Annotated in this window: 9 protein-coding genes; 7 read left to right on the top strand and 2 right to left on the bottom strand. The window is 62.6% G+C overall.

Annotation, left to right across the window (positions count from 1 at the left end; genetic code table 11):
* Window positions 1-195 precede the first annotated feature (195 nt).
* The 3 genes from NLM32_RS30110 (at window position 196) to NLM32_RS30100 (ending at window position 5,392) form a co-directional block, all read left to right on the top strand.
* The gene (locus NLM32_RS30110) at window positions 196-1,806 is read left to right on the top strand and encodes an ABC transporter substrate-binding protein (RefSeq protein WP_254132383.1); all 1,611 of its coding nucleotides are present in this window, start codon (window positions 196-198) and stop codon (window positions 1,804-1,806) included.
* Window positions 1,807-1,920: 114 nt separating this feature from the next.
* A complete protein-coding gene (locus NLM32_RS30105; RefSeq protein WP_254132382.1) occupies window positions 1,921-3,531 on the top strand; it encodes an ABC transporter substrate-binding protein in 1,611 nt (536 codons plus the stop codon).
* A gap of 262 nt (window positions 3,532-3,793) precedes the next feature.
* On the top strand, window positions 3,794-5,392 hold the full coding sequence (locus NLM32_RS30100) for a glycosyltransferase family 39 protein (protein ID WP_254135454.1): 1,599 nt from the start codon (window positions 3,794-3,796) through the stop codon (window positions 5,390-5,392).
* A gap of 205 nt (window positions 5,393-5,597) precedes the next feature.
* On the opposite strand, the gene NLM32_RS30095 is transcribed toward NLM32_RS30100, so the two are convergent.
* Together NLM32_RS30095 and NLM32_RS30090 are read right to left on the bottom strand one after the other, a co-directional pair.
* The gene (locus NLM32_RS30095; RefSeq protein ID WP_254132381.1) at window positions 5,598-6,848 is read right to left on the bottom strand and encodes a multidrug effflux MFS transporter; all 1,251 of its coding nucleotides are present in this window, start codon (window positions 6,846-6,848) and stop codon (window positions 5,598-5,600) included.
* Window positions 6,849-6,985: 137 nt separating this feature from the next.
* Entirely contained in the window at window positions 6,986-7,567 is a 582-nt protein-coding gene (locus NLM32_RS30090) for a TetR/AcrR family transcriptional regulator (protein ID WP_254132380.1), read from the bottom strand.
* A gap of 89 nt (window positions 7,568-7,656) precedes the next feature.
* Here NLM32_RS30090 and NLM32_RS30085 point away from each other — a divergent pair, with 89 nt between their 5' ends.
* The 4 genes from NLM32_RS30085 (at window position 7,657) to NLM32_RS30070 (ending at window position 12,943) form a co-directional block, all read left to right on the top strand.
* Complete coding sequence (locus tag NLM32_RS30085) at window positions 7,657-8,436, top strand: crotonase/enoyl-CoA hydratase family protein (RefSeq protein WP_254132379.1); 780 nt, start codon at window positions 7,657-7,659, stop codon at window positions 8,434-8,436.
* Between the two features lie 144 nt (window positions 8,437-8,580).
* The gene (locus NLM32_RS30080) at window positions 8,581-9,888 is read left to right on the top strand and encodes a hypothetical protein (RefSeq protein ID WP_254132378.1); all 1,308 of its coding nucleotides are present in this window, start codon (window positions 8,581-8,583) and stop codon (window positions 9,886-9,888) included.
* Complete coding sequence (locus NLM32_RS30075) at window positions 9,885-11,231, top strand: hypothetical protein (RefSeq protein WP_254132377.1); 1,347 nt, start codon at window positions 9,885-9,887, stop codon at window positions 11,229-11,231. The genes NLM32_RS30080 and NLM32_RS30075 overlap by 4 nt, the downstream gene beginning before the upstream one ends.
* A 131-nt stretch (window positions 11,232-11,362) precedes the next feature.
* The gene (locus NLM32_RS30070) at window positions 11,363-12,943 is read left to right on the top strand and encodes a patatin-like phospholipase family protein (protein WP_254132376.1); all 1,581 of its coding nucleotides are present in this window, start codon (window positions 11,363-11,365) and stop codon (window positions 12,941-12,943) included.
* Window positions 12,944-13,203 lie beyond the last annotated feature (260 nt).

Here is a 13,203-nt window from a genome sequence, read left to right as displayed (position 1 = left end):
TAGAGCCAAACCGATCTTTGTGGAGCCCGTGCATGCGCCGCAAGGGCTTGCACCGAAACCGGATTGACGCGCTCAAGACTGTCTGCAAGTCTCGAAAGATAAAGGCATTGCATGAGGTTAGTTCGCCTAGGGAACGAACCGAATGCTCAACCAATAACCCGCCTTTGAACAGTTTCACGTCAGGAGAAACTTTCTATGTTGAGCTTGATGCGCCGGGGGCGACGCGCGTTCGCCTCCACACTCGCGCTGTCGGTCGTCGCGCTCTCGACGGCGATGGCATCGCCGGTATTTGCGGCCGGCAAGACCATCACCGCGGTGATGCATTCGGATCTGCGCATCATCGATCCGATCTTCACCACCGCCTACATCACGCGTGACCATGGCTACATGGTTTACGACACGCTGATCACGACGGATGCGAACTTCAAGATCCAGCCGCAGATGGCGGATTGGAAGATCTCCGACGACAAGCTCACCTACACCTTCACGCTGCGCGACGGCCTGAAGTGGCATGACGGCACGCCGGTCACCGCCGAGGATTGCGTCGCCTCGCTGAAGCGCTGGGCCGCCGTCGACGGCATGGGCCAGCAGATGATGACCTTCACGGCCAGCATCGAGGCGACCGACGCCAAGACCATCACGCTGAAGCTGAAGGAACCCTACGGCCTCGTGCTGGATTCGATCGGCAAGCCGTCCTCGCGCGTGCCCTTCATGATGCCGAAGCGCCTCGCCGAGACGCCGCCGGACAAGCAGATCCCCGAGCAGATCGGCTCCGGTCCGTTCAAGTTCGTGCAGGGCGAATTCCAGCCCGGCGTGAAGGCGGTCTACGTCAAGAACACCGACTACGTGCCGCGCAAGGAGCCGGCGAGCTGGACCGCCGGCGGCAAGGTGGTGAAGGTCGATCGCGTCGAGTGGATCACCATGCCGGACTCGCAGACCGCGGTGAACGCGCTGCAATCGGGTGACATCGACTTCATGGAAGTGCCGCCGTGGGATCTGCTCCCCGTGCTTGAAGGCAATTCCGACCTCAAGGTCGAGACGCTGAACAAGTTCGGCTACCAGACGCTCGGTCGCATGAACTTCCTCTATCCGCCCTTCGACAATCCGAAGATCCGCCGCGCCGCCTTCCTGGCGATGAACCAGAAGGACGTGCTCGACGCGCTGGTCGGCAACCCGAAGTACTACAAGATCTGCGGCGCCTTCTTCATCTGCGATACGCCGTTCGCGACCGACGTCGGTTCCGAGACGCTGGTCAAGGGCAGCGGCATGGCGGAAGCCAAGAAGGCGCTCGCCGAGTCCGGCTATGACGGCACGCCCGTCGTGGTCATGGTTCCCGGCGATGTCGTCACGCTGAAGGCGCAGCCGACCGTCGCGGTGCAGCTGCTCCGCGAAGCCGGCTTCAAGGTCGATGCGCAGGCGACCGACTGGCAGACGGTGGTGAGCCGCAGAGCCAGCCAGAAGCCCCCGAAGGAGGGCGGCTGGAACATGTTCTTCACCAACTGGGTCAGCGCCGACGTGTCCAATCCGATCTCCAATCTCTCGATCGGCGGCCAAGGCAAGAAGGGCGGCTGGTTCGGCTGGGCGGAAGACGCCAAGATCGAGAAGCTGAAGGACGACTTCGTCCGCGCGGCCTCGCTCGACGATCAGAAGAAGATCGCGACCGAGATCCAGAAGGAAGCCTATGACCAAGTGATCTACATCCCGCTTGGTCAATACCTGGCGCCGAGCGCGTGGCGGAAGTCGCTGTCCGGCGTGCTCGACGGCCCGGCGACCCCGATCTTCTGGAACATCGACAAGTCGGAGTAAGGCCAAGTCAAACAAGGGAACGGGGCGTCTCGCGCCTCTCGTCTCGAACGTTACGCGGCGCCGCTGTCAACAGCGGCGCCGTTCGTCGGCCAGCCGCTCGCCAGGAGAACTTCAGTGTTCCATCTCATGCGTCGGGGGCGTCGGTCGTTCGCCTCCAAACTTGCAGTTTCGGTCGTGGCCCTTTCCACGGCACTGGCCACGCCGGTACTTGCCGCGGGCAAGACCATTACCGCGGTGATGCATTCGGATCTGCGCATCCTCGATCCGATTTTCACCAGCGCCTATATCGCACGTGACCATGGCTACATGGTCTACGACACGCTGATCGCGACGGATTCCAACTTCAAGATCCAGCCGCAGATGGCGGACTGGAAGGTCTCCGACGACAAGCTGACCTACACCTTTACGCTGCGCGATGGCCTGAAGTGGCATGACGGTACGCCGGTGACGGCGGAAGACTGCGTCGCCTCGCTGAAGCGCTGGGCCGCCGTCGACAGCATGGGGCAGCAGATGATGCTGTTCACCGCGAGTCTCGAGGCGACTGACCTCAAGACGATCACGCTGAAGCTGAAGGAGCCATATGCGCTGGTGCTGGACGCGATCGGCAAGCCGTCCTCGCGCGTCGCTTTCATGATGCCGAAGCGTCTGGCCGATACCCCGGTGGACAAGCAGATTCCCGAGCAGATCGGCTCCGGTCCCTTCAAATTCGTTCCGACTGAATTCCAGCCGGGCGTGAAGTCGGTCTATGTCAAGAACACTGATTACGTACCACGCAAGGAGCCGCCGAGCTGGACGGCCGGCGGCAAGGTGGTGAAGGTCGACCGCGTCGAATGGATCACCATGCCGGACGCGCAGACGGCGTTGAACGCGCTGCAGTCGGGCGACATCGATTTCATGGAAGTGCCTGCCATCGAAATGTTGCCCACCATTGAGGCCGACAAGGACCTCAAGGTCGATATCCTGAACAAGTTCGGATTCCAGACTGGTGCGCGGATGAATTTCCTCCATCCGCCATTCGACAACGTCAAGGTTCGTCGCGCGGCATTCCTGGCGGTCAACCAGAAGGACGTGCTCGATGCTCTGATCGGCAATCCCAAATACTACAAGACGTGCGCTGCGGCCTTCATCTGCGACACGCCGTTCGCGACGGAGATTGGCGGTGAGGTCCTTGCGAAGGGCGGCGACATGGCTGCGGCCAGAAAGGCGCTCGCCGAGTCGGGCTACGACGGCACACCGGTCGTGCTCATGGCGCCGGGCGACGTCGTGACGCTGAAGGCTCAACCGATCGTAATGGCCCAGCACCTACGCGAAGCCGGCTTCAAGGTTGATTTGCAGGCCACCGATTGGCAGACGGTGGTAAGCCGGCGCGCCAGCCAGAAGCCTCCGAAGGAGGGCGGCTGGAACATGTTCGTCACAAACTTTGTCAGCGCCGACGCCTCGAACCCGATTTCCAACATCGCCGTCGGTGGGCAGGGCACGAAGGGCGGCTGGTTCGGCTGGCCGGAGGACGCCAAGGTGGAACAGTTGAAGGACGCCTTCGTCCGCGCCGCCTCGCTTGACGAGCAGAAGAAGATTGCGGCCGAGATCCAGAAGGAAGCCTACGACCAGGTGCTGTACATACCGCTCGGCCAGTATCAGTCGCCGAGCGCATGGCGCAAGTCGCTGACCGGCGTCATCGACGGCCCGGCCACCCCGGTGTTCTGGAACATCGACAAGTCCGAGTGAGGCACGCCGGGACCGGGCGAGGGTGCTTCCTGCACCTTTGGTGCCGATCAGCACGCGGCGCCACCGTGATCAGCGGCGCCGGTGTCTCCTGGCGGTCCCCGCGGAGGTGAAAGCCGGGGAGCTTTTAAGTCTTCCAGACTCCAATGATTGCTATTTGTTTCCAAACTGAAATAGATGGCTCGTCTTCGAGTATCACTTTCCCTTCCATCGTTTTGAATCTGTTGATCTGATTCCCGTGCCGATCGATTTTGCACTCCAGGCGATGGCCGAACGGTCGGATCGCGCGCCGGCGCGCTGGCGGCGGCCGCTGCTGCGCTGGCTCGACGGCGTGGAGGCCGGCTGGGCCGTGCCGCTTCTCATTGCGTGCTTCGTTGTGGTCTGGACGCTGTATCTCGCCATCGCCTATGCCGGCGGCGGCCTGCATCCCGATACGCTCGAAGCCTGGACACTGGGGCGGCACTTCGCGTTCGGCTATCACAAGCATCCGCCGCTGATGGGCTGGATCGCAGCCAGCTGGACCGCCGTCTTCCCGGTCAGCGACTGGTCGCTGCAACTGATGGCGATGGTGAACGCGGGCCTCGCGCTGGTCTTCGTCGATTGCGTCGCGCGGCAATTCGTGACCGGGCACAAGCGCATCCTGGTGCTGCTGCTGCTGATGCTGACGCCGGCCTATCAATTCCACGCCCAACGCTTCAACGCCAACGCCGTGCTGCTCGCGACCTGGCCGCTCGCCACATGGTGCTTTCTGCGCGCGTTCGAGACCAGGTCCGCCGTGTGGGCGGTCGCGCTTGGATGCACCGCGGCGCTCGCCATGGTCGGAAAATATTACTCGATCTTCCTGCTCACGAGCTTTGCATTCGCCGCGCTGGCGCACCCGGCGCGACGCGCCTATTTCACCTCCGCGTCGCCGTGGATCTCGGTCGTCACGGGACTCGCAGTGTTGTCGCCGCACATCTACTGGCTCGCGACCACGGGGGCATCGACCTTCACCTACGCGCTGAACCATGCCAACGGCAATGCCGTCAGCTCGCTCGACGACGTGACGAATTTCCTGCTGGGATTGGTCGCGGCCATCAGCGTCGCAGCCGTGCTCTGGGTGCTCATCGCGGGCACGCGCCTCAAACAGTTCCCGGCCGACTTCGTCGCGATGAGCCCGAGCCTTCGGCTTCTCTTCTACGTGGCCATCGGTACCATCGCTCTGCCGGTCCTCACCGCGCTCGCGATGGGGACGGATTTGCCGTCGCTATGGGCCCTACAGGGATTGTTCCTGTTCGTCGTGCTGATCGTCTGTGGTGCCCGTTATCCGCTCGAACGGTTCTACACCGTCAATGTCACGGTCATTGTCGCGTGCGTTGCGCTTGTCGCCGTGCTGGTCGCCGCACCAATCCATGCCGTCTATCGCAACAGCCGCGGTTATGAAGAGGGACGGAACCTTTACGCGCAAGCGGCTGGCGAGCTCACCCGGCAATGGCGCGAGCTGACCGGCGAGCCGCTCGGCGCCGTCAGCGGCGACGATTCGCTCGCCTTCGCCACGGCCTTCTACAGCCCCGATCATCCGCATTATGCGCGGCCGTTCGAGCACCAGTACGATTGGGGCCTGCCGCGAAAGACGACGCTCGATCGCGGCTGGGCCGCGCTCTGCTTCCGTGGCCAGGATTATTGCGGCCGCTGGATGGAATTTGTGTCTTCGCGCGCCGGGAGTTTTGTCCGGCGGGAATTCACCGTGCAGGCCTCGCTATGGGGCCGGCCGGGCCTGAGCCGGGACGTCATCGTGCTGATGGTGCCCCCGCGTGCGAACAGCGGCGCATCGCCCGAAAGCGCAGAGCTGGAGTTCGGCGCCAGCCGGCGCAGCCCGGAATAGGGCGCATCTCTCAGCAGTGGCTGTCGCGCACCCGTTCAAGGCCTTCGCTTGCGAAGGGAGGTGTGAAGGCGGGCTGCTTGGCGCCAACAGCCTTTCGCTGCGCCTCAGTCGGTTCCGACGCGTGATCGGTTTCGTTGCGTTTCGGTTCCATGAGGCGACCTCTCGAAAATGCTGCAGGACAACATCGAGGCGCCTGCGAAGTTCCTCACACGATCGGGCGATGATGCGGCTTGAACAGCCGCCCCTTCTCCACCACCAGAACGATCGCCAGCGCCGCAAGCGTCGACAGGAAGAATCCGATCGAGAACGGCAGCAGCGTGCCGTCGAAACTCTGGCCGATCGCTGTTCCGACCACGATGCCGATCAGCGTCGTGATCGAGCCGTAGAGCGAGGAGGCCGTGCCAGCGATGTGGCCCTGCGGCTCCATCGCAAGCGCGGTGAAATTGGCGACCATCATGCCGAACGAGAACATCATCAGCGCCGACAGCACCATGAACAGCGGAAGCGGCAGCACGCCGAGGATCTCGGTCAGCAGCATCACGCCGGCGACCACGGTGTAGAGCGTCAGCGCGCCGTGCGAGATCACGCGCATGCCGAGCCGCCCGACCAGTTTTGCGTTGAGGAAGCCGGCGACCGCTGTGCCGGCCGCGATCGCGGCGAAGGCGAGCGGGAAGTAGTGGCCGAGATGATAGATGCCGGTGAACACCTGCTGGGCCGAGAACACGAAGGCGAACAGCGCGCCCATGACGGCGCCGGCGGCCGACGCATAGCCGATGGTCTGGCGGTTGGTGACGGTCTGGCGGAAGGCCGAGAGCACGTCGGCGGGCGCGAGCGACCTGCGCTCCGTCTCGGGCAGCGTCTCCGGAAGCCGCCACACGCTCCACGCCAGCGCGATGATGCCGTAGAGCATCAGCACGACGAAAATGCCGCGCCATTGCGTGACCAGCAGCACAGCCTGTCCGAACGAGGGCGCGATCACGGGGACGGCGATGAAGATCATCATGGCAAGCGACATCACGCTCGCCATGCGGCGGCCGGCATAGCAGTCGCGCACGATCGAGGTCGCGATCACGCGCGTCGCCGAGGTGCCGAGGCCTTGCAGCGCGCGCGCGAGCAGCAGCGTCTCGAACGAGGGCGCCGCGACCGCCAGCACGCTCGCCACCGCATAGACCGCCATGCCGCCGAGCAGCACAGGCCGGCGCCCGAACCGGTCGGACAATGGACCCATGACGAATTGACCGGCACCGAAGCCGATCAGGAAGGTCGACAGCACGAGCTGGAGATGATTGGCGTTGGGAATGCCGAAGGCCGCCCCGATATTGGGCAGCGCCGGCAGCATCATGTCCATCGCCAGCGGATTCAGCGCCATGATGGACGCAATCACGACAACGAATTCGGGAAATCCCATCGGACGGTGTCCGGAGGACACCCAGTCGTCGGCATTGACGTCGGACAAGCAGCTCACCCCTGATTTCAAAGGCCATATCTAAGGTACATGCTGCATCGCACAACCCATGTTTTGGGATGGCTGTCCGGCGGGGCCGGGGACGGACAACAAATGGTGAAGACGTCGCTGGCCCAGCCAGCCCGAGATCAGCCCGCGCGACGTGCCCGTTCGACCAAATCGAGCGCCAGTCGGCCGGCCGTGTCGACATAATCGAGATCGCGATGGATCAGCATCACGGTCGTGGCGCCGTCGAGCAGGATCACGATCTGCCGCGCAAGTCCCGCCGCGCCGTGAATGCCGTGGTCACGTAGCTCCGTCTCCAGCCACGCCTCGAAACGCTTCTTGTGGGCCGCGCCGGCCTTGACCGCGGGGTGTGCGGGCGTGTTGGCGAGCTCGGCGATGGTGCGCAGGAAGCCGCAGCCGCGCCACTTCGGCGTATCCATTGATTTGCCGAGCCTGGTGAAGAGACCGCGGACCTTGTCCGCTACCGTTCCGTCGGTCTCGGCGAACCAGCGCATGTAGAGCTCCAGCGTCGGCTGGTCCCGGGCTGCGATGGTTTCGGCGACGAGCTCGTCCTTGCTGGTGAAGTGATAATAGAGCGTCTTCTTGGTGACGCCCGCCTTCTCGGCGACGGCATCCATGCTGACCGCCCTGATGCCCTCGCCATAGAACAGGCGCGTCGCCGCGACGACGATCTGCTCGCGTGTGCTGTCACCCCTTGGCGCCATCGGCGCAATGTATACCGCCTAGTGAGTATACACAACAGAACCGCTGTGGCTGACTTCCGCGCCTGTTCGCGCCTGGAAGGAGCCTGCACTTGCCTGATCTCGTACTCTCGGAAACACGCGGCGCCGTCGCATTGCTGACGTTCAACCGCCCGAACAAGCTCAATGCGCTGAGCTACGCGCTGATCGATCAGCTGATGACGACGCTCGATCGCATTGAGGACGACGAAGACATTCGCGCGGTCGTGCTGACCGGCGCCGGAGATCGCGCCTTCTCCGCGGGCGCCGACATCGCCGAGTTCTCCGAGAGCGTGAAGGCCGGTCCCGATGCCGCGGCAAAAGCCTTCGTGCGGCGCGGGCAGGCGATGACGGCGCGCATGGAAGCGTTTCCGAAACCGGTCATCGCCGCCGTCAACGGCATCGCCTTCGGCGGCGGTTGCGAGATTACCGAAGCCGTGCATCTCGCAATCGCCAGCGAGCGCGCCACATTTGCAAAGCCGGAGATCGCGATCGGCATCACGCCGACCTTCGGCGGCACGCAGCGCCTGCCGCGGCTCGCGGGCCGGAAGCGGGCGCTGGAATATCTTCTGACCGGCGATTCCTTTTCGTCGCAACGTGCGCTCGAGATTGGATTGGTCAATCGCGTCGTCCCGCACGAGCAGCTCCTGGATGCCGCTCTGACGCTGGCCGACCGCATCACGCGGCATTCGCCTCTTGCGGTGGCCCGGGTCATCACCGCTGCCACCCGCGGCCTCAACGTCTCGATCGCGGAGGGCCTCGCCATCGAAAGCGAGCAGTTCGCACGGATGGCAGCGACGCAGGACACGCGCGAGGCGCTCGATGCCTGGCTGGCTGCCCGCGCGTCGCGATAGGCGATGGTTGGAAACCAGAGATTCACCATAACCGCGGGGACAACCCATCGGAGAGATGAATCCGCAACGCATCCTGTCCAATGTGGCCAGACCGGGCGCCGGGTCAGGCGCCGAGGGAACTTTGGGAATAGGCAGGTATCAGACGTGTCCGACATCACCGGAACTGCACGATGGTCGGGACCGTCGGCCGACATGGCCGGCAAGCGCAACGCCTGGCTTGCCTGCCTGATCGCGTTGGTGGCGGTGCTGGTGATCGGCAATCTCGCCAACGATAGCGCGCTCGATGTGAATTACGGCTGGGACGTCCGCGTCAACTGCGCGGCCGTCGATGCGCATGCCGACGGGCTCGATCCGTACTACGTGAAGAATCTGAAGGGCACCAAGCTCTCTTATCCCTATCTGCCGGTGACGCTGGACGCCTTTCGTCCGCTGTGCGCGGGCGGCTTTCTCGTCGGGCACCACCGCGGCGTCTTTCTCGTCATCGCCGTGCTCTGCGGCCTGGTGCTGCCCGGGATCGGCCGGACGCGCAGTCTGCGTGATGTGGCGCTGAGGAGCCTCTACGTGCTCGGCGCCTTCGTCGGCTTCGAATGGGTGCTGGCCTCGGGCAATTTCGCGATCCTGGGCGGCGGACTGACAGCCGCAGCGCTAGCCCTTCTGCTTCGCCCCGCGAAGCCCGACGATCGAAATGACGTCCTTCGGATTGCAGGGGCGGCGCTGCTCGGTCTCGTGATGTCGTTCAAGCTGGTGTTCTGCCCGGTCCTGGCCGCGCTCTATTTCCTGCCGCTGTCGCGGCGGCGGAAACTCGTCCTGATGATCGTGGCGGGCCTCGGCTTCGCGTTGCCGATCCTGGCTTCGGTCGTCTTCTATCCAGACTTGTTCGCGAGCTGGCTGCTCGCGATCACGGGCGGGATCCCCGGTCAGCATTCGGTCCAGATCGAGGAAACCAATCCGTCGCTGCTGCTGTTGGCCCAGACCATCGTGGACCGGGTCGGCCTCGTCGACAGCAAGCCGCTCGTGTTCGCCATTTACGCGCTGGCGGCGACCGCATTCGTGCTCGCGCCGCTCGGCTGGTCGCTGCTGCGTGCGATCCGCAACAATGAGGGATCGTTGCCGGCGCGCCTCGACCGCTGGCTGATCGATCATCCGCAGGCCGCGATGCGGATCACGGTGCTTGCGATGTACGGCCTCTATCTCTGCTCGCCGCGCCTGAAGGAATATGCGCTCTTCGAGCTCGCGGTCTACGCCGCCGTCCTGATCGTCGATCTTCCGGCCGCGGCCCTTGCAGCCGTGCTGACCATCGGCGTTGCCGTGCCGACGCTGGTCTCGATCACGGGGATCACGATCGAAGGTGGCTTCGTCCAGGTCGCGGTCGCGCTGATGTGCTTCTGGATCCTGTTGCTCGATTTTCGCGCCGAGCCGACGCGTCTCGAGCAACACGGCGTGCGTCCATGACGAGCGTTGCCTCGTCCGCAGATGCGGGTGAGGGGCGGCCGCTTGCGGCCGGGATGCCGCCGAGGGGCCGGCTGAGCCGCTTCCTGCTGATTTTGGCCATATTGCTTCCCACCGCCGTCGCCGTCGATCTCAGCGTCAACAACACCTTCGGCTCGGACGTGCGGGTGAACTGCGCGGCGGTGGACGCCCATCGCGAGGGACGCGATCCCTATTTCGTCAGAAACCTGAAGGACACCGATCTTTCCTATCCCTATCTTCCAGTCACCCTCGATGCCTTTCGGCCGCTCTGTGCCGGCGGCTTTCTGGTCGCGCACTACAAGGCCATCTATCTCGTTCTTGGGTTGATCTGCGTGCTGCTGCTGCCCGGTCTCGGCGGGAGGCGCGAGCGCCCGCGCGATGCCGTGCTGCGTGGCGTGTTCGCGCTCGGCGGATTTCTCGGGTTTGAATGGGTTTTGGCGAGCGGCAATTTCGCGATGCTCAGCGGCCTGCTGACGGCTGCATCGCTTGCGCTGCTGCTGCGTCCCGCGCAGTCCGAAGGGCACGGCGACGCGAGCTTCGTGCCGCAGCTCGCCGGTGCGGCCCTGCTCGGTCTCGTCACCTCGTTCAAGCTGGTCTTCGTCCCGGTCCTCGCCGCGCTCTATCTGCTGCCGCAATCGAGACGTCGCAAGCTCGTCCTGATCGCGGTGGCGGCCGGCATGTTCGCGCTGCCGATTCTGGTGTCGGTGGTGTTCTACCCGGAGCTGTCTTCAAGCTGGCTGAACGCGATCCTCGGCCAGATTCCCGAACAGCATTCGCCGGGAGGCGAGGACAATCCGTCGCTGCTCTTCTTCGCCCAGACGCTTGCGGACCGCGTGTCACTCGCCGACAGCAAGCCGGTCGTTGCCGCGCTCTACGGGCTCATTGCTGTCGCGCTTCTGCTCGCGCCGCTCGCTGTTGTCGTGTGGCGCATGGTCAGGGCACAGGGCAGGGGTAAGAAGATCTCGCCGCTGAGGGCGCTCGACGACTGGTTGCTGGATCATCCCGACGCCGCGATGCGCATCACCGTGCTCGCGATGTACGCGCTCTATCTCTGCGCGCCGCGACTGAAGGTCTATGCCTTCTTCGAGGCGGCGCTCTACGCCGCCATCCTCATCGTCGATTTGCCCGCGATGATGATCGCGGTGATGCTGACAATGGCGATCGCCATTCCCTTCGCGGTGGCGGTCGCGGGCGTTGCGTTCGTGGACGGATTCGACCTGCTCACGGTCGCGATCGTCTGCTTCTGGATCATGCTGTGGACGCAGTCGGCCTCGTCAGCGCAGGCGGTGCGGGCAGCAAAGCGCCTGGGCGCCGACGGATTCTAAGTATATTCAGGTCGCGACGATCATCACTTGACCAACAGCCAGCACCCGCTAAGGTAGTGGACCATTGAATGGCTTCGGGTCGATCGGCTGATGCGCCGTATGACCTACATGTTACGCGACGTACATTTCAGATGAGAAATATCGCACTTTGTCTTTCCGGTGGAGGGCTCCGGGCCACCTTCTTTCACTTCGGCGTAGTTCGCCTCCTGCGAGATGCGCGGCTGCTCGGAAAAGTCTCGCATATTTTCTCAGTGTCTGGCGGGAGCATTCTCGCCGCACATCTGGTGGCCAATTGGGAAGACTACATCGGAACAGATGAGCAGTTTGCTAAAGCCGAGAAGGCGCTTATTTCGCTAGCAAGACAGGACATTCGAGGGAACGCAGTTCGACGATGGTTGCTGACTTGGCCCTTAGATTTGTTGTTCTATTCCCTCGGACTAACGCGATATTTGGAGCGAGAGTACGCCAAGTTTCTGAACCATGCCGCGCTAGCCGACTTGCATGGATCAGACGAGGCGCCTCGTCCAGAACTCCACCTGCTCACAACCAGTTTGACTACAGGCGAGCTTTGCTCGTTTTCCCGACATGGCTTGCATCTTTGGGATCCCAAGCGGGATCAGGAGCCGCTTGACGGTAGCGCGATTTCTCTTGCAAGGGGCGTGGCTGCATCGTCGGCATTTCCCCCGCTTTTCCCACCGGTTGCCATCACGACCGAAATGCTCAGCGTGGGCCATGTAGGTAAACTCCCTAGAGAGCCTGAGTATCTTATCGACGGAGGAATTTTCGATAACTTCGGAAGTGAGCTCGCTGGCCGGTTGTGCGAGGAGGGCTCTCTAGACGCTGAGTGTATATTGGTCAGCGACGCAGGTGCATCCTTCAATTGGGATATCAAACGCGACAATTGGTGGATTTTGCCAAGGAATGTGCGTTCGACCAACATTCTGATGAAGCGCGTGACTGATTTGACGCTGTCGCAATCCTCGGCTCGTAAGCCGACGAGAGTGATGTGCTCGATCAGCGCCACGTTGCCCGAGGAAACGGAAGGAGTGCTTCCCCTCGGTCTTCAGCGACTGATGTCGTTCGTAAGGACAGACCTGGATGACTTTTCCGACGTGAACTCATTGCTCAGTAGACACGGATACGATGTAGCCTACCAAGCGCTTCAGGAAGAAGGAGTATTTGATCGAAACCTAAAACGGGTCCCGCCGAGCCCGTTTCTCGGGGAAGAGTGGGACGGTAAACAGTTGCAGAAGCATTCCAAGATCTTGAAGGCTGCGCAGCGTCTCAGAATCACTGTCATCAACTTTCGCGATTGGGCGTTTGTCGTTGTTTTGATCAAGTTCGTACTGGTCGCTCCGCTGGTTACTTATTTCGGGCTGAACTTCTATCGACAGAGCATTCTCCGAGACGCCACGAAACCTGTCGCTTCGGCTCCATCTAGTGTGAATGATGTATTTATCTCTGGGGTGCCAAGAACTGACAATCCTGATGAAATTACAGCCTCGCGATTGAGCACAGACTCAGCGTCTCGGACGTTCATCAACCGCGCCGGCGAGCCCGTCGAACTCTATTGGGTGGATACCGGTGGTAAGCAAATTCCCTATGGTGTGCTTGCGCCTTCACAAACAGTTCAGATCACCACTTATGTCGGTCATCTGTGGATCGCCAAAACGCAAAGGGGAGCGGTGCTCCTCAATTACGTGGTTCATTGAGCGGCGCTAGCCCACTAGCCGGCAGGAGTCCAAGAGTCAGGGATCGCTTGAGGGACTACCGTTGGCTTCCGGATTTGGATCGCGACCGGAGTGTAAATATCGACGTTCTCATCGGGCGTGGAGATTGACACGATCAACGTGTAGCGCGCCCTCTCGTCCACTCGCTTTTCGCGTTTACGGTGACAGTACACAAAACTTCACACGACGCACGGATGCTTAGCGCTCCACCGGAGCCGACCAATACGTTTATATGGAAGGCT

The organism is Bradyrhizobium sp. CCGUVB14, from assembly GCF_024199935.1.
GTDB lineage: Bacteria > Pseudomonadota > Alphaproteobacteria > Rhizobiales > Xanthobacteraceae > Bradyrhizobium.
This window is presented reverse-complemented; position numbering and strand designations above follow the sequence as displayed.